The organism is Streptomyces sp. NPDC036815, assembly GCF_055609205.1.
The window spans coordinates 1-21,114 of the sequence record NZ_JBVJPW010000015.1; the positions used below are offsets into that span (position 1 = coordinate 1).

Here is a 21,114-nt window from a genome sequence, read left to right on the forward strand (position 1 = left end):
TTCCCTTTCCGGCGGTTCCGACTCTATCAGATCCTTTCGGGCCTGACTCCCAGTCGAAGTGGGTTTGTCTTCGCGGCTGTTGGGCCGTTCCGACGAGTGAGACTTTAGCGGAATCCTGGCTCCCGACCTAATCGGGAGGCGCCCTTTCGAACGCCGATTCCTCATTTCGCAAATACGCATGAAGACGAGCCGAAGACGAGTCCCGGAAGGGCACACGACATCGATCGCTTGAATGGTTCTTGCGGAATGGCCGCCCGGGGACCGACCAAGTGGTCGACGCTCACGTCGGGCAACTCGGAGAACACTACGTAGCAGCCCCAGGCGTGTCAACTCCAGGACAGCGCCTCCTGGCAGGTCTACTCTGGAGCACGTGACTACACGTGCGTACGCCCAACTGTGGTGGGCCGCCTGAGGGCGGCCGTACATACGCATGTACTCAACGGCCGCCGCCTCGGCGGCCGTTCTTGTTTCTCCCCCTGGAGGACCTGGAGCCCGGCGGCCGGGCCGGCGGTCCTGACCAGGAGGTGGAGAGATGACGAGGATCTTCAGCGGGGTCAAGCCGACCGGGCACCTGACCCTGGGCAACTACCTGGGAGCCATCCGGCAGTGGGCCGAGGTGGACCAGTACCGGGCCGACGCCCTGTTCAGCATCGTCGACCTGCACGCCCTGACCGTGGAGCACGATCCAGGGCGGGTGCGCAGGCTCAGTCGGCAGGCGGCGACGCTGCTGCTGGCGTCCGGGATCGATCCGGAGCGGGCCACCGTCTTTGCCCAGAGCCATGTGGACGAGCACGCCCGGCTCTCGTATCTCCTCGAGTGCGTCGCGACGGACGGCGAGATGCGCCGGATGATCCAGTACAAGGAGAAGTCCGTCCTTGAGCAGGCGCGGGGCGGGAGTGTGCGGCTGTCGCTCCTCACCTATCCCGTGCTGATGGCGGCGGACATCCTGGCGTACGCGGCCGACGAGGTGCCGGTCGGTGATGACCAGACCCAGCACGTCGAGCTGACGCGGGACCTGGCGGTGCGGTTCAACCAGCGCTACGGACAGACGTTCGTGGTGCCGCGGGCCACGCCGCCCAAGGTGGCGGCGCGGGTCATGGACCTGCAGGACCCCACGTCGAAGATGGGCAAGTCCCACGAGGCCGGGGCCGGGATCATCTATCTGCTCGACGAGCCGGAGGTCGTGCGCAAGAAGATCCTGCGGGCCGTCACGGACAGCGGGAGCGAAGTCGCGTTCGACCGGGCCGCCAAGCCGGGGGTATCGAACCTGCTGGAGATCCTCGCGGCGTGCCAAGGGGGGAACCCGGAAGCCTTGAGCGGTGCGTACGAGTCGTACGGCGCACTGAAGAAGGACACCGCCGAGGCCGTGGTGGAACTGCTCAGGCCCGTACAGGAACGGCACAAGGAGCTGGTGGCGGACCCCGCGTACCTGGAGGAGGTGTTGCGGCGGGGAGCTGAGCGGGCCAGGGAAATGGCCAAGCCGACGGTGGACGGCGCCTACCGGGCGATCGGACTGCTGCCACCGGCGGGAGAGGTGCGGTAGGCGCTCCGGTCGGGGCGACGGGCGCCGGCCCGGACGCCCCGGACGTCGGGCGGAGGGCGTAGCGCGCGTCAGGTGTTGTTGCCGGAGGCGAGTTCGCGGCTGCGGTCGCGGGCCGCTTCGAGGGCGGCGATGAGGGCCGCGCGCACTCCGTGGTTCTCGAGTTCCCGGATCGCGTTGATCGTCGTGCCCGCGGGGGAGGTGACGTTCTCGCGGAGCTTCACCGGGTGCTCGCCGCTGTCGCGGAGCATGACGGACGCGCCGATCGCCGCCTGGACGATCAGGTCGTGGGCCTTGTCGCGGGGCAGGCCGAGGAGGATGCCCGCGTCCGTCATGGCCTCGACGAGGAAATAGAAGTAGGCGGGGCCCGAGCCGGAGAGGGCGGTGCAGGCGTCCTGCTGGGTCTCGGGGACCCGGAGCGTCTTGCCGACCGCGCCGAAGATGGCCTCCGCGTGGGCCAGGGCGTCGCCCGAGGCGTGGCTGCCGGCGGAGATGACGGACATGCCCTCGTCGACGAGGACGGGGGTGTTCGGCATGACGCGGACGACCGGCGTGCGCTCGGGCAGGCGCTCTTCGATGAAGGCGGTGGTGATTCCGGCGGCGGCGCTGATGATCAGGCGGTCGGGGGTGACGTGCGGGGCGAGTTCGTCGAGCAGCTTCGCCATGTCCTGCGGCTTGCAGGCGAGGATCAGGGTGTCGGCCTGCTTGGCGGCGTCGGCGTTGCTGACGGGGGTGACGCCGTAGCGGGTGCGGAGTTCGTCGGCGCGTTCCTGGCGGCGGGTGGTGACCAGCAGGTCAGCGGCCGCCCAGCCGCCGCGGATCATGCCGCTGAGCAGGGCTTCACCGATCTTTCCGGTGCCGAGTACGGCGACTTTCTGGCGCGTGTTGCTGCTCATGGGCGGTGGCCTCCGGGGTTGCGTCGTCCGAGGGCCATCCTCGCATTGGGGCGTCGGCGGCAGCGGCGCTGTCCGGTGGGCGGAACACCGGGGAGCGGGGTGGGTCAGGCCGTGCGGCGGCGCAGGGTGGCCGCGCCGAGGCCGAGGACCAGGACGGCGCAGGCGGCGACGATGACGGCGTCGCGGAGGAAGTCGCCGGTGATCTCGGGGTGGTGGAGGACTTCGTTCATACCGTCGACGGCGTACGACATGGGGAGGACGTTGGAGATCCATTCCAGGGCGGGCTGCATCCGGTCGCGCGGCGTGAAGAGGCCGCAGAGCAGGAGCTGGGGAAAGATCACCGCCGGCATGAACTGGACGGCCTGGAATTCGGAGGCGGCGAAGGCGGAGACGAAGAGGCCGAGCGCGGTGCCGAGGAGGGCGTCGAGCAGGGCGACCAGGAGCAGCAGCCAGGCGGAGCCGGTGACGTCCAGGCCGAGGGCCCACAGGGCGAGACCCGTGGCGAGGGTCGACTGGACGACGGCCACGGCTCCGAAGGCGAGGGCGTAGCCGGCGATGAGGTCGCCCTTGCCGAGGGGCATGGCGAGGAGGCGTTCGAGGGTTCCGGAGGTGCGTTCGCGGAGGGTGGCGATCGAGGTCACCAGGAACATCGTGATGAGCGGGAAGATCCCGAGGAGCGAGGCGCCGATGGAGTCGAAGGTCTGCGGGCTGCCGTCGAACACGTAGCGCAGGAGGAGCAGCATCACGCACGGGACCAGGATCATCAGCGCGATGGAGCGCACGTCGTGGCGGAGCTGGAGCAGGACGCGGGCTGCGGTGGCGAGGGTGCGGTAGGCGTTCATCGGGGGCTGCTTCCTGGCGGGGCCGGTCGGTCGGCGTCGTCCCCGGCACCGGCCCCGGCACCGGTGGTGGCGGCCGGGGTGTCCGTGGCGGTCGCTTCGTCCACGAGGTGCAGGAAGGCCGCTTCGACCGTTTCGGAGTGGGTGCGGGTGCGCAGGGCGTCGGGGGTCTCGTCCGCGAGGAGTTCGCCCTCGCGCATGAGGAGGAGGCGGTGGCAGCGTTCCGCCTCGTCCATGACGTGGGAGGAGACGAGGAGCGTGGCGCCGCGGTCGGTGGCGATGGCGTGGAAGAGGTCCCACAGGTCGCGGCGGAGTACGGGGTCGAGGCCGACGGTCGGTTCGTCGAGTACGAGGAGTTCGGGGGTGCCGAAGAGGGCGACGCCGAGGGAGACGCGGCTGCGCTGGCCGCCGGAGAGGTTGCCGGCGAGGGAGTCGGCGTGCGAGGTGAGGGCGACGTCGTCGAGGACGCGGGCGACGTGGTCGTGGCGGCGCTCGGCGGCGGCGCCCGGGCCCGGGTCGAGGACGGCCGCGAAGTAGTCGAGGTTCTGGCGGACGGTCAGGTCGTCGTAGACGGACGGGTTCTGGGTGACGTACCCGATGCGGGAACGCAGGGCGGGGGCTCCCGCGGGGTGGCCGAGGACCTCCAGAACGCCGGTGACCTTGGCCTGGGTGCCGACGATCGCGCGCATGAGCGTCGACTTGCCGCAGCCCGAGGGGCCGAGGAGGCCGGTGATCCGGCCGCGCGGAACGGTGAAGTCGAGGCCGCGCAGGACGGTGCGGGGGCCGCGTACGGCGGTCAGGTTCTCGGCGAGGACGGCCGGGCTGGCGTTGGGCTCGGCCGGGCTGGCGTTGGGGTCGGACAGGCTCGCGTCCGGGTCGGACGGGCTTTCGGTGCGGTCCGCGCGCGCCGAGGGCGGGGGTGCCGAAGTCTCGGGTCCGGGTGCCGATCCTCGTTTATTCACCATGTGATGAATACTCCTCCCGCCACCCGGGCCCGTCAAGGCGGGGCGCGGGGCAAGCAGGCGGCTCCGGCAACGGCAACGGCAACGGCAACGGCTCCAGCGGAGGCGGTCGCTGCGGGAGTCGAGGGCGGGCGTCAGGGCACTGGTGCGGTCGGCCCGCGATCCGGGTACGCGGCCACGAGGCATACCCCAGGCGTACGACCTGGAGCCCCGCAGCCCGATGCGCCGCCGGGCCGGATCCCGCGGCCCGGGAACCGTGCCCCGGGCGCCTCAGCGCTTCCGCTTCTTCTTGCGGGTGGGGTTGCCCGTGCGGCGCGCCGTGCGCTTCTCGTACTGTTCGCGGGCCGCCTCGTACTCCTCGCGGTGGAGCTGTTCGCCCGGGGCCTCCTTCAGGGAGCGGAAGAAGTGGGCGAGGAGGACGCCGACGAAGCCGATCGTCATCAGGCCGCGCGCCGAGGCCTGCGACGCCGCGTCGTGGCGGCGGGAGAAACCGTCCCAGGCACGGCGGAAGGCGATGGCGCTGCAGATCGCGAACATGACGACGACGAGCAGGTTCACGAACCGGCCCACCGCCGCGATGGCCAGGCCCTCGTAGGCGAAGCGCAGGACGAAGCAGCCGACGACCGCCGCGAGCAGCGAGCCGACGGCGACGGCGACGCGGCGGGCGCCGTAACCGCCGTCGTGCTCGACCCAGGTCGTGCCGAAGAAGCGGATGGGCTCGGGCCGCGGCCCGGCGGCGGTGCCGGACGGAGCGGAGGCGCCCGCCGTACCGGAAGCATCCGCCGCACCGGAGGCCCCCGTCCGGGAAGCATCCGGCGTGCCGGAGGCACCGGTCGTGCCGGTGGAGGGGCCGTGGGTGCCGGGTTCGTCGCTCACCGTTTGATTATCGCCTGCCGTGCCGGGCGGCCACGAAACCCGGGCACGCCCTTTTCGTCCCCCTCCTTGCCAGGCCACACCGCCCGGCGACTAGTTTGGACGGCGGAAGGCGTGCCGTAATGGACGTGACGTCATAGGGGTACTGGGGTACACGGGGAGGCCGGTGAGCATGACTCTCCGCGGAGGAGACCCGGAAGAGATCGGCGGCTATCCGCTGGAGGCACGCCTCGGTTCGGGCGGCATGGGCACGGTGTTCCTGGCGCGTACCGCGTCCGGGCGCCCCGTCGCGATCAAGCTGATCCACCGGCAGTTCGCGGACGACGAGGAGTTCCGGATCCGCTTCCGGCAGGAGGTGGCCGCGGCCCGCCGGGTCAGCGGCGCCTTCACCGCGGCCGTGATCGACGCCGACCCCGAGGCCGAACACCCGTGGATGGCCACGACGTTCATCGAGGGGCACACCCTCGCCCAGCACATCGCCCAGAAGGGCCCCATCGGCGGCCCCGCGCTGCGCACGCTGGCCATCGGCCTGACGGAGGCGCTGCGCGACATCCACCGGGCCGGGGTCGTGCACCGGGACCTCAAGCCGTCCAACGTGGTCCTCTCCCCCGAGGGCCCGCGCGTCATCGACTTCGGCATCTCGCGCGCGGCGGACCAGCAGACGCTCACGATGACGGGGCGGGTGATCGGCACGCCGCCTTTCATGTCGCCGGAGCAGTTGCAGGCGCCGCGCGGGGTCGGACCGCGCTCCGACGTGTTCTCGCTGGGCACCCTGCTGGTCTACGCGGCGACGGGGCAGGGCCCCTTCGACGCGGACAGCCCGTACATGACCGCCTATCAAGTGGTGCACGAGCCGCCGTCGTTGGGGCAGGTGCCGGAGGCGTTGCGCGCGGTGGTCGAGCCGTGCCTCACCAAGGACCCGGACGAGCGCCCCTCGGCGGACGAACTCCTCGTACGGCTGCGGGATCTCCCCTACGACCTGGGCGGTACGACGGGACCCGCCGAACCGCCGCGCAGCATCCGCGAGACGGACACGCAGCACCACTTGTCGACGGACGACCACACGCCGGTGCCGGGTCCGGCCGGACCGTCCCGGAAGACCCCGTCCCCGGCCGCCGCTCCCACGCCCGACTCCGGCACCCTCCTCGGCCGTCGGCTGCGCCGCCGCTGGCGTCCCGTGCTCGCCGCCGCCGTGGCCGTGGCCGCGATCGGTGGCGGGGTAGCGGTGGTGCGGGCCGTCGGATCGGACGGGAACGGCGCTACGGCGGACAAGGGCACCGACATCGCGGCGGCCGGGGCGAAGCTGCCGGGCGGGTTCCGGCCGTGGCACAAGACCGTGCCGGGCGGCCGCGAGGACATCCCGGACGAGCTGCGCTGTGTCGCGCGGGGCGACGCGCTGTTCTGCGGAGGCGGCGGGGTCGTCGCGACCCGGCTCAGGCTCTCCGACGGCTCCCGCGTCTGGACGGAGAAGAGCCCCGGCGTCCCGGTGCAGGGCATGCACCTGGTGGGCGTGACCGGCGACACCGTGCTCGGCTACCGCTTCGCGGCCGAGGACGAGCCGGGCGACCCGCCCACCGAGGTCGTCGCCGTCGACGCCGACAAGGGCAGGGAGCTGTGGTCGGTGCCGTCCGGCGCGCAGTCGGCGGCCGTGACGGGCGGCCGTACGAGGGACGCCGTGGTGGTCGGCTCCACGGTCGTGACGGTCGACGCGTCCAACACCCGCTTCGAGGCCCGGCGGGCGCACTCCGGCGACGTGCGCTGGAAGCAGCCGTTCCCCGCGGGCCGGGCGTGCGCCCCGGTGCCCGCCGGCGGCACCCTGCTGTACGCGATGTGCGCGCCCCGCTCCGAGATCGAGGCCGGCCTGGTGCGCCACCCCACCCTGCACGTCGTCGACATGAACTCGGGCACGCTCGGCAGGGCCATCTCCCTCCAGGGCCCCGTCCAGCCGGTCGGCACCACCGGCGACGGCCTCGTCCTGCTGCACACCCGGCGCAAGGGCTGGGAGACGTTCGGCTACGACGGGATCACGCGGGTCGACCGGAAGACGCACGAGGTCACGTACTCGCGGCTGTCGAAGGTGTACTACGGGACGCCCGGCCTCGCGAACAACACCGTCGTCGTGAGCGGGCAGACCGGCACCGTCACCGCCTTCGACCCGGCGACCGGCTGGAAGAAGTGGGACCGGCAGACCGGCGTCGAGGGCCTGTCGGGGCCGGTGGGCGGGGACGCCGCGGGTGACGGCGCCCTGTACCTCAGCTCGGCCAGCGGCCGGGTCGTGACGCTCTCCACCCGCGAGGGCGAGGTGCTCGCGACCACGGATCCGCGCGCCGATGGCCTGGCGGGCGAGCAGAACGCCAGCCCGCGCGCGACCGTCGCCGGTGGCGTGGTGGTCGTGGCGGCCGCCAAGAACACGGTGTTCGCCTACGACGCGTCGAAGCCGCCGCGGTCCGGCTGACGCGGGTCGCCCCGCCCCGCCTCGACCGCGGCGGCCCCGCGGCCCGTCCCGACCGCCGACCCGGGTGTCAGCAGCGCGGTGCCACGTACCCGTCGCTGCCCGTGCGGACGTACGTGTCCGAGATGTAGCGGCCGCTGCCGATCCGGTCCCAGATGTTCGAGGTGCCGGTCGGGCCCGTGACCGTCTCGCCGGGCTTCTGGCAGGCGATGGAGACGCGGGTGCCGGCGCGCAGGCGGCCGACCTTGTCGTACGAAGTGCCGGGGCCCGAGCGGACGTTGACGTCCGCGGCGAGCGGGTAGGTCCTGGCGGCCAGGGCCTCGACGGCCTGGTCCGCCGTCATGGCGCCGCCCGTGATGGCGCCGCCCGTCATGGGCTCGTCGGCGACTTCGGGTGTGATGACGTTCTCGCTCACGGTGCTCTCCCCCGTACACAGCGGCGCGGACGCGCCTCGGCGTGTTCTCACACCAAGGACGCGCCCGCGCCCCAAAAGGTTTCGGGTCTCAGCCGAGCAGCGACACGTCCCGGACCGCGCCCTTGTCGGCGCTCGTCGCCATCGCCGCGTACGCGCGCAGGGCGGCGGAGACCTTGCGCTCGCGGGCCTTGGGTGCGTACACGCCGCCCAGGGCCTTCCTGCGGGCGGTCAGCTCCTCCTCGGGGACGAGGAGTTCGATCGAGCGGGCCGGGATGTCGATGCGGATCCGGTCGCCGTCCTCGACGAGCGCGATCGTGCCGCCGGAGGCCGCCTCGGGCGAGGCGTGGCCGATCGAGAGACCCGACGTGCCGCCGGAGAACCGGCCGTCGGTGACCAGGGCGCAGGTCTTGCCGAGACCGCGGCCCTTCAGGAAGGAGGTGGGGTAGAGCATCTCCTGCATGCCGGGGCCGCCCTTGGGGCCTTCGTAGCGGATGACCACCACGTCGCCTTCCTTGACGACCTTGTTGAGGATCTTCTCGACGGCCTCTTCCTGCGAGTCGCAGACGACCGCGGGGCCCTCGAACGTCCAGATCGACTCGTCGACGCCCGCGGTCTTCACCACGCAGCCGTCCTCGGCGATGTTGCCCTTGAGGACGCCGAGGCCGCCGTCCTTGGAGTACGCGTGGGCGACGTCGCGGATGCAGCCGCCCGCGGCGTCCGTGTCGAGGGTGTCCCAGCGCTCGGACTGCGAGAACGCCTCGGCTGAGCGCTTGCAGCCGGGGGCCGCGTGCCACAGCTCGACGGCTTCCTGCGAGGCGGTGCCGGAGCGGATGTCCCAGGCGCCGAGCCACTCCTTGATGGAGGGCGCGTGGACGGTGTGCACGTCCTCGTTGAGGAGGCCGCCGCGGTACAGCTCGCCGAGGAGGGCGGGGATGCCGCCCGCGCGGTGCACGTCCTCCATGTAGTACGTGGTCGTGGGCGCGGCGTTCGGCGCGACCTTCGCCAGGCAGGGGACGCGGCGCGAGACGGCGTCGATGTCGCCCAGGTCGTAGTCGACCTCGGCCTCGCGGGCCGCGGCGAGCAGGTGCAGGATCGTGTTCGTCGAGCCGCCCATGGCGATGTCGAGGGCCATGGCGTTCTCGAAGGCGGCGTGGGTGGCGATGTTGCGCGGCAGGACGGAGGCGTCGTCACCGTCGTAGTAGCGCCTGGTGATGTCGACGACCGTGGCGCCCGCGCGCTCGTACAGCTCCTTGCGGGCGGTGTGCGTGGCGAGCACCGAGCCGTTGCCCGGCAGGGAGAGGCCGATGGCCTCGGTCAGGCAGTTCATCGAGTTGGCGGTGAACATGCCGGAACACGAGCCGCAGGTCGGGCAGGCGTTCTCCTCGATGCGGAGGATGTCCTCGTCGGAGACGCTCTCGTCGACCGCGTCGCTGATCGCGTTGACCAGGTCGAGCTTGCGGACCGTGCCGTCGACCAGGGTGGCCTTGCCGGCCTCCATCGGGCCGCCGGATACGAAGACCGTCGGGATGTTGAGGCGGAGCGCCGCCATCAGCATGCCGGGGGTGATCTTGTCGCAGTTGGAGATGCAGATCAGGGCGTCGGCGCAGTGCGCCTCCACCATGTACTCCACGGAGTCCGCGATCAGGTCGCGGGAGGGCAGGGAGTACAGCATGCCGCCGTGGCCCATCGCGATGCCGTCGTCCACGGCGATCGTATTGAACTCGCGGGGGATGCCGCCGGCCTCGCGGATCGCCTCGGAGACGATGCGGCCGACGGGCTGCAGGTGGGTGTGGCCGGGCACGAACTCCGTGAAGGAGTTGGCCACGGCGATGATCGGCTTCCGCCCGATGTCGGCCCCGGGTACACCGGAGGCGCGCATCAGGGCGCGGGCGCCCGCCATGTTGCGGCCGTGGGTGACTGTGCGGGACCTGAGCTCGGGCATCGTCGCTCGCTCCTTCAGGAAATCGGCGATCTACGGAGAGACAAGACTGCTGTCGAGCGTACGCCGCCGCTCCAGGATCTGGACAAGCTGTCCGCATGCCGGGACGATCGTCTCGGTGAGCGATCGCGCTCCAGACGCCCTCCGCGGAGTACGCGCCGGGCTCACGCCCCCGTCAGATGCCCCTGCACCACCGGGGCCACCCGCGCCACGATCTGCTCCGCGTCCGCCGACGCCAGCGGCTCGACCTTGATCACGTACCGCAGCATGGCGATGCCCACCAGCTGCGCGGCGGCGAGCTCCGCCCGCAGCTCCGCGTCCGGCAGGTCGAGGCGGTCGGCGATGCGCCCGAGGAGCTGGGTGGCGATGAGGCGGCGGAAGACCGCGGCAGCCGTTTCGTTGTTCATCGCCGAGCGCACGATGGCGAGCAGCGGGGCGCGCGTCGCGGGGTTCTCCCAGACGCCGAGGACGAAGCGGGTCAGGCGCTCGCCGACCCCGTCGACCGGGCCGTCCTCGATCGCGGCGGGCGCCTGGAGGGCGGGCGCGAAGGCGACCGTGACGGCCGCCTCGAAGACCTGCTCCTTGGTGCCGAAGTAGTGGTGTACGAGGGCCGGGTCGACGCCTGCGGCCTTGGCGATGCCGCGCACGGACGACTTCTCGTATCCGCGTTCGGAGAACTCCTCGCGGGCCGCCCGCAGGATCTGGTCGCGCGTCGCGGGTGCGGTCTCCGACTGCGTACGGGACGGGCGTCCGCGGCGGCGCGGGGCGGTGGCCTCCGGCTGCGCGCCACGGGTCATGAGCGGGGCACCCGCACGGCCGACGCCAGGTGCAGCCGCGTGTAGGCGAGCGCCTCGGCGAGGTCGGCCTCGCGCTCGGCACTGGACATCGCGCGCCGGGTGTTGACCTCGATGACGACGTGCCCGTCGAAGCCGGTGGCCGCCAGGCGCTCCAGGAGCTCGGCGCACGGCTGGTTGCCGCGGCCCGGGACGAGGTGCTCGTCCTTGGCCGAGCCCTTGCCGTCGGCGAGGTGGACGTGGCCGAGCCGGTCGCCCATGCGGTCGATCATCTCCATCGCGTCCGTGCGGGCGGTCGCGGTGTGCGAGAGGTCGACGGTGAAGTGGCGGTAGTCGTCCTTGGTGACGTCCCAGTCGGGGGCGTACGCGAGCATCTCGCGGTCGCGGTAGCGCCAGGGGTACATGTTCTCCACCGCGAACCGGACGTCCGTCTCGTCGGCCATCCGCCAGATTCCGTCGACGAAGTCGCGCGCGTACTGCCGCTGCCAGCGGAAGGGCGGGTGCACGACGACGGTCGAGGCGCCCAGCTTCTCGGCGGCGGCCTTCGCGCGCTGCAGCTTGACCCAGGGGTCCGTGGACCAGACGCGCTGCGTGATGAGGAGGCAGGGCGCGTGGACGGCGAGGATCGGGATGCGGTGGTAGTCGCTCAGGCGGCGCAGCGCCTCGACGTCCTGGCTGACCGGGTCGGTCCAGACCATGACCTCGACGCCGTCGTACCCCAGGCGCGCGGCGATCTCGAAGGCCGTCGCCGTCGACTCCGGATAGACCGAGGCCGTCGACAGGGCGACCTTCGCATCCGGGATGCGCACCACTGGTTCTGCCACGAAGGACAGCGTACGGGCCCGGTCCGGGCGCCGGGGAGGTGGCCTCCTGCCGCCCTGGTCGGGGACCTTCCCGGCGGGGCGGGCGGCCTCCTGCCCGGCACGCTCAGCACTCATGCGGCCGTCCGCTCACCGCGCCGGGAGGTGGTCGAGCCTGCGCAGGATCACTCCCTCGCGCAGCGCCCACGGGCAGATCTCCACGGTCTCGACCCCGAAGAGGTCCATCGCGCCCTCCGCGACGAGCGCCCCCGCGAGCAGCTGTCCGGCCCGCCCTTCGGAGACGCCGGGCAGCTCCGAGCGCTCCGCCGTGGTCATCGCGGCGAGCTGCGGAACCCAGTCCTCCAGGGACCTCCGCTTCAGCTCCCGCTGTACGTAGAGGCCCTCGGCCGAGCGGGCGGCCCCCGCGAGACGGGCGAGCTGCTTGAACGTCTTCGACGTCGCCACGATGTGGTCGGGGGCGCCGAAGCGGGCGAACTCGCCCACCGTGCGGGCGATCTGGGCGCGCACGTGCCGCCGCAGCGCCTTCACGTCGGAGGCCTCCGGCGGGTCGGACGGCAGCCAGGCGGCGGTGAGGCGGCCCGCGCCGAGCGGCAGGCTGGCCGCGGCGTCCGGCTCCTCGTCCAGGCCGTACGCGATCTCCAGCGAGCCGCCGCCGATGTCGAGGACGAGCAGCTTGCCCGCGGACCAGCCGAACCAGCGCCGGGCGGCCAGGAAGGTCAGCCGGGCCTCCTCCTCGCCGGAGAGGACCTGCAGGTCGACGCCGGTCTCGTCCTTGACGCGGGCGAGCACGGCGTCGGCGTTGCTCGCCTCGCGCACGGCGGATGTGGCGAACGGCAGCACTTCCTCCACGCCCTTGTCCTCGGCGGCCTCCATCGCCTCGCGGACGACGGCCACCAGGCGGTCGACGCCCTCGGGGCCGATCGCCCCTGCCGGGTCGAGGAGTTGGGCGAGGCGCAGGTCGGCCTTGTGCGAGTGTGCGGGCAGCGGGCGCGCACCGGGATGGGCGTCGACCACGAGCAGATGCACCGTGTTCGACCCCACGTCGAGGACACCGAGTCTCATGTACGGAACGCTACGCCGCGTGGGGCGTTCGGCTGGCCCCGGGCGGTCGGCCGCGCGCATACCCTGGAGACGTGCCAAAGACGAAAAAGGCGAAGACCGACAAATCGAAGTCGGGGAAGTCGTCGACCAAGCAGGCCGCGTCGGAGAAGCCGACGAAGCAGGGAAAGCCACAGAAGGCGGAGAAGCCGGGCAAGTCGGGAACACCGGCCAAGCTGCCCAAGCAGGGCAAGTCCGGCACTCCGGAGCCGGACGAGAAGGGTCTCGACTTCGCCCGCGCCTGGGTGGAGTTCCCGGATCCCGCGGATGACGAGCAGGTCTTCCGCTGCGATCTGACCTGGCTGACCTCCCGGTGGAACTGCATCTTCGGAAGCGGCTGCCAGGGGATCCAGGCGGGCCGTGCGGACGACGGCTGCTGCACCCTGGGTGCCCATTTCTCGGACGAGGACGACGAGAAGCGGGTCGCCGGGTTCGTCGAGCGGCTCACGCCCGACATCTGGCAGCACCACGACGTGGGCCGGGAGACCGGCTGGGTCGCCACGGACGAGGACGGCGACCGCCAGACCCGTCCGTACAAGGGCTCGTGCATCTTCCAGAACCGGCCCGGATTCGCGGGCGGCGCCGGGTGTTCGCTGCACATCCTGGCGCTCAAGGAGGGCCGCGAGCCGCTGGAGACCAAGCCGGACGTGTGCTGGCAGCTGCCGGTGCGGCGGACCTACGACTGGATCGACCGGCCCGACGACACGCGCGTCCTGCAGGTGTCGATCGGCGAGTACGACCGGCGGGGCTGGGGCCCCGGCGGTCATGACCTGCACTGGTGGTGCACGTCGGCGACGTCGGCGCACGGCGCGGGCGACCCGGTGTACGTGTCCTACGGCCCCGAGCTGCTCGAGCTGATGGGCAAGGAGGGGTACGACCGGCTCGTGGAGCTGTGCGAGGAGCGGCTCGCCTCCCAGCTGCCGCTGCTGGCGCCGCATCCGGCGGATCCAGCGGGTCCTTCCGCCGGATCCCGGTGATCCGTCCGCGGTGAGCCGGGTCCCCGGCGGGCCGGGGCCGGCCGTCCTGCACGGCACTCAGCTCGGGCTCGGCCCGCCGTCGCCCGGCGGCGGCGAGTCGCCCGGGTCCGAGGGTGCGGGCGTCGGGTCCGAGGGCGCGGGCGTGGGCCCGGGGTCGGACGGCCCCGGGTCGGACGGGCCGGGGTCCGAGGGGCCCGGGTCGGTCGGATGCGGGTGGGACGGGCCCGGGTCGGTGGGCTTGGGCCGCGGCCCCGGTCCGGGGCCCGGCCCCGGGTGGCCCGGAGGGCGCCCGTCCCCGTACCCGTCGATCGAGACGACCGCTCCGGAAGGGGCGATGGAGACCCGCGCCCTCCAGTGTCCCGCCGGCTCGCGGCTGTGGTCGACGTACACCCGGAGGGTGACCGACTCGCCCGGCGCGAGCGTCCCCGAGGAGCGGCTCAGATAGAGCCAGTACGCGTTCTCGCTCGCCGACCAGTGCACCGGTGAGCTGCCGGACGCGGTCAATGTGATGAGTGTCGTGTCGCCGCTGGGCTGCGCCTCCACGGTGAGGCGGCCCGGCCCGGTCGAACGGGACGACGACCCGCCGCTGATGACCTCCACGGAGACGTCGGGTGAGCGGCTGCCCGCGGTGAAGCGGGGTTCGGGGCCCTTGCGGGCGTTGCCCGCGTTCTCGTAGCTGTCCCGCGCGCGGTCGCTGCCGAGGCCTCCGGCGCCGTCCTCGCTCGCGGTGACCGAACGGCCGTCGTGACCCTCGCCGGTGAGCGGCGCCCCCCGGTAGGCGGCCCAGAGGGCGAGCACGGGGGCGGCCACCACGGTGGCGACGACCGTCGTCGTGACGGCACGCGCGCGGAAGCGGTCGCGGCGGGCGGCGTGGTCCTTGGGGTCCATCGGGAAGCCGCGCCGGTCGTAGCGCGGAGCGCCGCCCCGCGCGCGCGGGACGTGCGCCATCGCCACGTGGAGGGCGGCTCGCGGCGCCGTGACGACGGGGAGCGCGGCCGGGCTGACGGCCGTGCCCGGCCAGGCGCTCGAACCGGCGCGCTCGGCGGTGCGGCGGCAGCGCGGGCAGTCGTCGACGTGCCGGACGAGCTCGCGGCGCAGGGCGGTGCCGAGCAGCAGCTGGTTGTCGCCGGTGAGGCGGGCCACGATGGGGCAGCTGCCGGTCTCCACGACGGCGAGGGCGGCGCGGGTCCGCTCCACCTCGCAGGCGGCGGAGGCGAGCAGGCCGCGGGCCTTGGTGAGGTCCATGCCGAGGACGGCGGCGACCTCGGCAGGGGTGAGCTGGTGGCGCACGGCGAGTTCGAGGGCCTCGCGCTGCTCGGGGGTGGTGCCGGCGGCCTCGGGCCAGGCCAGCTGCGCCAGTTCACGGCGGTGCTGCCGCGCGGTCTCCTCCGACGCGTCCGGGGAGGCGGAGGGGGTGGTGGGTGCGCTCGGGGTGGCGGTGCTGGGGGCGGCCGTGCCCGGGGCGGCCGTGCCCGGGGCGGCCGTGCCCGAGCGGGCTGTGCCCGAGGGGGTGTTCGATTCAGGGGTGCCGCTCGACGCCGAGGTCGCCGAGGCGTGCTTCGCGGGCGCCGGTTTGCCGGAGCCCTGCGCGTGGCGGCCCTCCCCGCCGCGTTTGGCCGCGGCCAGTCGGCGCAGGCACACCCAGCGGGCGAGGGCGTAGAGCCAGGCCTTGAGGTCGGCTTCCGCTTCCGGGCCGCGCGTACCCCGGCGCTCGGCGAGGTGCAGCACGTCCCCCAGGGCCGCGGTCGCCGCGTCGTGGTCGCAGAGGACGGACAGGCAGTACGTGAACAGGCCGTCCAGGAACGGCTCGTAGCGCGCGGGCAGCGCGGTCCGGGGCGCGGGGCGGGGCACCACGCGCTTGCGCGCGTCTCGGTGCGCCCGGTGTGCGCCGGTTGCGTTCGCGGAAGTTTCCGGCCTGCTGCTCATCACCCGTGCGAAGTTATGCGGATGATGCAGGTCCCTTCTTCCCCCTGGAGCACATTTAATCCTTACGGGTGAACAGATCCCTCGAAAGGGGACAGGAACTCCTGATTCCGTTGCCCCGAGGTGGCCGAGGCAGCGGCTGGAGCGGGCGCCGGGCCGCGTTGTCAGTGGGCTCGGCTACGGTTCCGACCATGGCTGCCCGTACGAAATCCACCAAGGACCGGCCGTCCTACCGCTGCACGGAGTGCGGCTGGCAGACGGCCAAGTGGCTCGGCCGCTGCCCCGAGTGCCAGGCCTGGGGGACGGTCGAGGAGTACGGCGCGCCCGCGGTCCGCACCACCGCCCCCGGCCGGGTCACCTCGTCCGCCGTCCCCATCGGCGACGTCGACGTGCGCCGCGCCACCGCGCGCTCCACCTGCGTGCCCGAGCTGGACCGGGTGCTCGGCGGCGGCCTCGTCCCCGGCGCGGTGGTGCTCCTCGCGGGCGAACCGGGCGTGGGCAAGTCCACCCTCCTCCTCGACGTCGCGGCCAAGGCGGCGAGCGAGGAGCACCGCACGCTCTACGTGACCGGCGAGGAGTCGGCGAGCCAGGTCCGGCTGCGCGCCGACCGCATCGGCGCGATCGACGACCACCTGTACCTGGCGGCGGAGACCGATCTGTCCGCCGTTCTCGGCCACTTGGACGCCGTCAAGCCCTCGCTCCTGATCCTCGACTCCGTCCAGACGGTCGCCTCGCCCGAGATCGACGGCGCGCCCGGCGGCATGGCGCAGGTCCGCGAGGTCGCCGGCGCGCTGATCCGCGCCTCCAAGGAGCGCGGCATGGCCACCCTCCTGGTCGGCCACGTCACCAAGGACGGCGCTATCGCGGGCCCCCGCCTCCTGGAGCATCTCGTCGACGTGGTCCTGCAGTTCGAGGGCGACCGGCACGCGCGCCTGCGCCTCGTCCGCGGCGTCAAGAACCGGTACGGGACGACGGACGAGGTGGGCTGCTTCGAACTGCACGACGAGGGCATCACCGGGCTCGCCGACCCCAGCGGCCTCTTCCTCACCCGCCGCGCCGAGCCCGTCCCCGGCACCTGCCTGACCGTCACCCTCGAAGGCCGCCGCCCGCTGGTCGTCGAGGTCCAGGCACTCACCGTCGACTCGCAGATCCCGAGCCCCCGGCGCACCACCTCCGGTCTGGAGACCTCCCGCGTCTCGATGATGCTGGCCGTCCTGGAGCAGCGCGGCCGGATCACGGCCCTCGGCAAGCGCGACATCTACAGCGCGACGGTCGGCGGCGTGAAGCTCACCGAGCCCGCCGCGGACCTCGCGGTCGCCCTCGCCCTGGCCAGCGCCGCCAGCGACACTCCCCTGCCCAAGAACCTCGTGGCGATCGGAGAAGTAGGCCTGGCGGGCGAGGTCAGAAGGGTCACCGGCGTCCAGCGCAGACTGGCCGAGGCGCACCGGCTCGGCTTCACCCACGCCCTCGTACCGGCCGACCCCGGCAGGGTTCCCGCCGGTATGAAGGTCATCGAAGTCGCCGACATGGGGGACGCCCTCCGCGTCCTTCCCGCGTCCCGTCGCCGAGAGGCCCCACGAGAGGGCGAAGAGCGCCGGTAGACTTTGCCCTGGTCTCGCCCATCCGTACGAAGTTCCGTATGCGGCCGCGTACGGAACAAGGTGCCGGCAGAGGCTTGGACAACCTGCGACCGAGGGAGTGCAGTGGCAGCCAACGACCGGGCAGCGGTTCCCGGCAAGCCGGGTTCAAGCTCCGGTGCCGATGGGCTGATGCGCGCCTCCCTGAGCGCCGTCGCGCCCGGTATGGCACTGCGGGACGGACTCGAACGCATCCTCCGCGGCAACACCGGCGGACTGATCGTCCTCGGCTGGGACAAGACCGTCGAGTCGATGTGCACGGGCGGTTTCATCCTGGACGTCGAGTTCACGGCGACGCGCCTGCGCGAGCTCTGCAAGCTCGACGGCGGCATCGTCCTCGACAAGGACATCACCAAGATCCTGCGCGCGGGCGTGCAGCTCGTGCCGGACCCGACGATCCCCACGGAGGAGACGGGCACGCGGCACCGCACGGCGGACCGCGTCAGCAAGCAGGTCGGCTTCCCCGTCGTCTCCGTCTCCCAGTCCATGCGGCTGATCGCGCTGTACGTGGACGGGCAGCGGCGCGTCCTGGAGGACTCGGCGGCGATCCTGTCCCGCGCCAACCAGGCCCTCGCCACCCTCGAGCGGTACAAGCTCCGCCTCGACGAGGTCGCGGGCACGCTCTCCGCGCTGGAGATCGAGGACCTGGTGACGGTGCGGGACGTCACCGCGGTCGCCCAGCGCCTCGAAATGGTGCGGCGCATCGCCACGGAGATCGCCGAGTACGTGGTCGAGCTCGGCACGGACGGGCGTCTCCTCGCCCTCCAGCTGGACGAGTTGATCGCCGGCGTCGAGCCCGAGCGAGAGCTGGTCGTCCGGGACTATGTGCCCGAGCCCACGGCCAAGCGGTCCCGCACGGTCGACGAAGCGCTGGCCGAGCTGGACTCCCTCACCCACGCGGAGCTCCTCGAACTCCCCACGGTCGCGCGTGCCCTGGGCTACACGGGCTCGCCCGAGGCACTGGACTCCGCGGTCTCCCCGCGGGGCTTCCGCCTCCTCGCCAAGGTGCCCCGCCTGCCCGGCGCGATCATCGACCGCCTCGTCGAACACTTCGGCGGCCTGCAGAAGCTGCTCGCCGCCAGTGTGGACGACCTCCAGACGGTGGACGGCGTCGGTGAGGCGCGGGCGCGGAGCGTGCGGGAGGGGCTTTCGCGGTTGGCGGAGTCTTCGATCCTGGAGCGGTACGTCTAGCCTTCGGCTAGGGGGCGGGGGCCGGGGTACGGGCCTTCTTTTCCGCGCCCGGGGATCAGGGCTCGCCCTGCTCCGGATCTCTGTGGCCCGCCGCTCCGCGGCGGGTTCCCCACCCGCCCACCCTCGATGAGGACTCGGCGCCCGCTTGCGCGTCAGTCCTTCTTGAGGACGAAGGACGTGCGGGCCGTCCCCAGCCCCGGCGTCTTCGCCTCGACGAGGTACGTCCCCGCCCCCGCCACCCCCGCCGAAGGCGTGGCGCACTGCTCCTCGCTGGCCCGTCGGTCCCACCGCACCGAGTGCGTGACCCGTCCGTCCGCCGGCACGCGCAGCAACAGGCTTCCGTTGCCGGACGGGCAGTCGGCCGAGGACCAGAACGCGTCGTCGTCCTCCGCCTGAGTGATCGTCAGCACGGTTCCCTTGCCGCCGAGATCGACCTTGCAGGCCTTGCCGCCACTGTTCTCCGCGATCAGCTCGAACTTGGGCTTCTCGCCGATCGCGTACGTGTTCTTGACGCTGCGCACCTTCAACTTCACGGCGCCGCCGGTGCAGTTGGGCAGTCGCGAACCCGCCGGAAGCCGGTCGCCCGAGCCGCCGCCACCGCTGCCGCCCCCGCCCTTGGCGTCGTCGCCGGAACCGCCGCCCGACGACCCCTCCGAGCCTCCGGAACCACCGGAGCCGCCGCCCGAACCGCCGGAGCCGCCCGAACCCGATCCGCCGGAACCGCCCGAGCCGGAGCCTGAGCCCTCGCTCGACTCGTCCCGCCCGCCCGGGTGTTCGCTGATCGCGGGCCCCGAATCGGTGGGGCCGGGGGTGATGGACGTGGCGGGTCCGTTGCCGCCCGGCCCGTCGGCGTCGTTCCTGCCGCCGCCGCCACCCGAGGTGGCGATCCAGACGACAAGGAGCACCAGCAGGCCGAGTACGGACAGCAGAACGGCCCTCCGACGCCAGTAGATGGTGGAGGGAAGCGGCCCGACCGGATTGCGCAGAGATCCCACGCCCAAACCTTACGAGAGATCCGCTGCTTCTCCTGCCCCACCCGCCGCCTTGAGCGACAAAGTTTGCGGATCATCATCCCGGAACCGGCCCGGAACCCCCCTCGACCGCCTCCCGGGCCCACTTTCCCGCCCAGCCCCCTGTCCATCGGCAGGGTCTGTGACGGGTCGATCGCCAGGTGTGACGATTCGGCCCCACTCCGTACCGTCCGCAATCATGGACACCATGACGGACGACCTCTACCGCGACATCACCGACTTCGCCCACGACACGCCGTCGTGGTTCCAGCACCTCGCCGAGGTGTGGACGGAGCTCGGCCTGCTGCTCTTCGGCGTGCTCTTCATCGTCGCCTGGTGGCGCGCCCGGCGCGGGGAACCCCGTGCTCTGGCGATCGCGGTGCTCGCTCCCCTCGCCACCGCGGTGGCGTACGTGGGCAGCGAGTTGGCCAAGTCCGCCATCGACGAGGAGCGGCCCTGCCGGGCGGTGACCGGCGCCCTGAACCCGCTCGTCCAGTGCCCGCCGCACGGCGACTGGTCCTTCCCCAGCAACCACTCGACGATCGCGGGCGCCGCCGCCGTCGGCCTCGCGCTCGCGTGGCCGCGCATCGCGGCGCTGACCGTGCCGATGGCCGTGCTCATGGCCTTCTCGCGGGTCTTCGTCGGGGTGCACTACCCGCACGACGTGGTGGTGGGTCTGCTGTTCGGAGCGTTGGTCGTGTTCGTGCTCGTGCGGATCTGCACGCGCGCGGTGGCGCGGGTCACGCTGGCGATGCGCGGGTCGTCCACGGGGATCGTGAAGTGGTTCGCGGGCCCGGGTCCCTTCCGTCCCACTGCCCCCGCCCCGGCCCCGTACGGCGCTCCGGCCGCGGCTCATGAACCGGCCGCGTACGATCCGGCCGCCTACGATCCGGCCGCCTACGACCAGCCGACGATGTCCTTCCGCCGCGACGACTCGCACGACTCCCACTGGCGCTGAGCCCGCTGCTGACACCGCCGCGGGGCCCGTCCGGTCAGTCCGTCTCCGGGACGAGCCCCGCTTCGTACGCGACGATCGCCGCCTGAACGCGGTTCTTGACCGCGAGCCGGTCGAGGACCGCGCTCACGTACGCCTTGACCGTGCCTTCCACGAGATGCAGCCGGGCCGCGATCTCCGGGTTGGACAGGCCCGCCCCGACCAGGCCGAGCACTTCACGCTCGCGCGGGGCGAGGGTCCCGACGCGGGCCCGGGCCTCGGCGCCGCGGCCCATGCGCCGGGCGCCGAAGCCGTCGATGACGTGCCGGGCGACCTTGGGCGAGAGGAACGCGGCGCCGCCCGCCACCGCGCGGACGCCCGCGATGAGTTCGTGCGGATCGCCGGACTTCAGCAGGAAGCCGGTGGCCCCGCCGCTCAGGGCGCGCGCGATGTACGCGTCCTCGGAGAACGTCGTCAGCATCGCGACCGCCGTACCGGGGACCGTACGGACGATCTCCTCCCCCGCGGCGAGGCCGTCGAGGCGGGGCATGCGGATGTCGAGCAGCGCCACGTCGGGACGGTGGGCCTGCGCCTGCGACACCGCCTCGCGGCCGTCGCCCGCCTCCGCGACGACCTCGATGTCCCGGCCCGCGGCGAGGATGGCGCGTACGCCCGCGCGGATCATGGCCTCGTCGTCGGCCAGCAGGACGCGGATGGCGGGGGATGCCGCGGCGCCCCCGCCCCCACGCCCGCCCCCGCTCCCGCGCCTGTCGATGTCCACGTCCCTGTCCAGGTTCATATCCGGGTCCTCGT

18 protein-coding genes are annotated in these 21,114 nt (G+C 72.7%); 6 read left to right on the top strand and 12 right to left on the bottom strand.

What is annotated here, in order from left to right; all coding sequences use genetic code 11:
- Positions 1-532: 532 nt before the first annotated feature.
- Entirely contained in the window at positions 533-1,543 is a 1,011-nt protein-coding gene (gene trpS, locus ACZ69I_RS26615; RefSeq protein ID WP_470835108.1) for a tryptophan--tRNA ligase, read from the top strand.
- A 68-nt stretch (positions 1,544-1,611) separates the two neighbouring features.
- Here trpS and proC read toward each other — a convergent pair whose 3' ends face one another.
- The 4 genes from proC to ACZ69I_RS26635 all read right to left on the bottom strand — a co-directional run bounded on the left by proC (position 1,612) and on the right by ACZ69I_RS26635 (position 5,113).
- On the bottom strand, positions 1,612-2,436 hold the full coding sequence (gene proC / locus ACZ69I_RS26620) for a pyrroline-5-carboxylate reductase (protein WP_467673928.1): 825 nt from the start codon (positions 2,434-2,436) through the stop codon (positions 1,612-1,614).
- A gap of 104 nt (positions 2,437-2,540) precedes the next feature.
- Positions 2,541-3,278 (bottom strand): ABC transporter permease, encoded by a 738-nt coding sequence (locus ACZ69I_RS26625; RefSeq protein WP_470835111.1) that lies wholly within the window; start codon positions 3,276-3,278, stop codon positions 2,541-2,543.
- On the bottom strand, positions 3,275-4,240 hold the full coding sequence (locus ACZ69I_RS26630) for an ABC transporter ATP-binding protein (RefSeq protein ID WP_470835112.1): 966 nt from the start codon (positions 4,238-4,240) through the stop codon (positions 3,275-3,277). Before ACZ69I_RS26630 ends, ACZ69I_RS26625 begins: the two co-directional genes overlap by 4 nt.
- Before the next feature lie 267 nt (positions 4,241-4,507).
- Entirely contained in the window at positions 4,508-5,113 is a 606-nt protein-coding gene (locus ACZ69I_RS26635; RefSeq protein WP_470835114.1) for an EamA/RhaT family transporter, read from the bottom strand.
- 169 nt (positions 5,114-5,282) lie between these two features.
- Here ACZ69I_RS26635 and ACZ69I_RS26640 point away from each other — a divergent pair, with 169 nt between their 5' ends.
- Complete coding sequence (locus ACZ69I_RS26640; protein WP_470835115.1) at positions 5,283-7,565, top strand: protein kinase domain-containing protein; 2,283 nt, start codon at positions 5,283-5,285, stop codon at positions 7,563-7,565.
- Between the two features lie 67 nt (positions 7,566-7,632).
- Here ACZ69I_RS26640 and ACZ69I_RS26645 read toward each other — a convergent pair whose 3' ends face one another.
- The 5 genes from ACZ69I_RS26645 to ACZ69I_RS26665 all read right to left on the bottom strand — a co-directional run bounded on the left by ACZ69I_RS26645 (position 7,633) and on the right by ACZ69I_RS26665 (position 12,593).
- On the bottom strand, positions 7,633-7,935 hold the full coding sequence (locus ACZ69I_RS26645; protein ID WP_470835267.1) for an SH3 domain-containing protein: 303 nt from the start codon (positions 7,933-7,935) through the stop codon (positions 7,633-7,635).
- Between the two features lie 130 nt (positions 7,936-8,065).
- The gene (gene ilvD, locus ACZ69I_RS26650; RefSeq protein WP_470835116.1) at positions 8,066-9,919 is read right to left on the bottom strand and encodes a dihydroxy-acid dehydratase; all 1,854 of its coding nucleotides are present in this window, start codon (positions 9,917-9,919) and stop codon (positions 8,066-8,068) included.
- A 161-nt stretch (positions 9,920-10,080) separates the two neighbouring features.
- Positions 10,081-10,713 (bottom strand): TetR/AcrR family transcriptional regulator, encoded by a 633-nt coding sequence (locus ACZ69I_RS26655; RefSeq protein WP_470835118.1) that lies wholly within the window; start codon positions 10,711-10,713, stop codon positions 10,081-10,083.
- Positions 10,710-11,534, bottom strand: a complete 825-nt coding sequence (locus ACZ69I_RS26660; RefSeq protein ID WP_467674813.1) for a sugar phosphate isomerase/epimerase family protein — start codon at positions 11,532-11,534, stop codon at positions 10,710-10,712. The genes ACZ69I_RS26655 and ACZ69I_RS26660 overlap by 4 nt, the downstream gene beginning before the upstream one ends.
- 126 nt (positions 11,535-11,660) lie before the next feature.
- Positions 11,661-12,593 carry a Ppx/GppA family phosphatase gene (locus ACZ69I_RS26665; protein ID WP_467673942.1) on the bottom strand — a complete coding sequence of 311 codons (933 nt, stop codon included), beginning with the start codon at positions 12,591-12,593 and terminating at the stop codon, positions 11,661-11,663.
- Positions 12,594-12,664: 71 nt separating this feature from the next.
- Between ACZ69I_RS26665 and ACZ69I_RS26670 the strand changes: the two genes are divergently transcribed.
- Complete coding sequence (locus ACZ69I_RS26670; RefSeq protein WP_467673944.1) at positions 12,665-13,606, top strand: DUF3109 family protein; 942 nt, start codon at positions 12,665-12,667, stop codon at positions 13,604-13,606.
- A 57-nt stretch (positions 13,607-13,663) separates the two neighbouring features.
- Here ACZ69I_RS26670 and ACZ69I_RS26675 read toward each other — a convergent pair whose 3' ends face one another.
- Entirely contained in the window at positions 13,664-15,532 is a 1,869-nt protein-coding gene (locus ACZ69I_RS26675) for a BACON domain-containing protein (protein WP_470835121.1), read from the bottom strand.
- Between the two features lie 188 nt (positions 15,533-15,720).
- On the opposite strand from ACZ69I_RS26675, the gene radA reads away from it, so the two are divergent.
- On the top strand, positions 15,721-17,130 hold the full coding sequence (gene radA, locus ACZ69I_RS26680; protein ID WP_470835123.1) for a DNA repair protein RadA: 1,410 nt from the start codon (positions 15,721-15,723) through the stop codon (positions 17,128-17,130).
- A 102-nt stretch (positions 17,131-17,232) separates the two neighbouring features.
- Positions 17,233-18,357, top strand: a complete 1,125-nt coding sequence (gene disA / locus ACZ69I_RS26685; RefSeq protein ID WP_467673950.1) for a DNA integrity scanning diadenylate cyclase DisA — start codon at positions 17,233-17,235, stop codon at positions 18,355-18,357.
- Between the two features lie 152 nt (positions 18,358-18,509).
- Here disA and ACZ69I_RS26690 read toward each other — a convergent pair whose 3' ends face one another.
- Positions 18,510-19,352, bottom strand: coding sequence for a hypothetical protein (locus ACZ69I_RS26690; protein WP_470835124.1), 843 nt, complete (start codon positions 19,350-19,352; stop codon positions 18,510-18,512).
- Between the two features lie 214 nt (positions 19,353-19,566).
- Between ACZ69I_RS26690 and ACZ69I_RS26695 the strand changes: the two genes are divergently transcribed.
- Positions 19,567-20,325 carry a phosphatase PAP2 family protein gene (locus tag ACZ69I_RS26695; RefSeq protein WP_470835126.1) on the top strand — a complete coding sequence of 253 codons (759 nt, stop codon included), beginning with the start codon at positions 19,567-19,569 and terminating at the stop codon, positions 20,323-20,325.
- A 34-nt stretch (positions 20,326-20,359) separates the two neighbouring features.
- Here ACZ69I_RS26695 and ACZ69I_RS26700 read toward each other — a convergent pair whose 3' ends face one another.
- Positions 20,360-21,100 carry a response regulator transcription factor gene (locus ACZ69I_RS26700; protein ID WP_470835127.1) on the bottom strand — a complete coding sequence of 247 codons (741 nt, stop codon included), beginning with the start codon at positions 21,098-21,100 and terminating at the stop codon, positions 20,360-20,362.
- Positions 21,101-21,114: the final 14 nt, after the last annotated feature.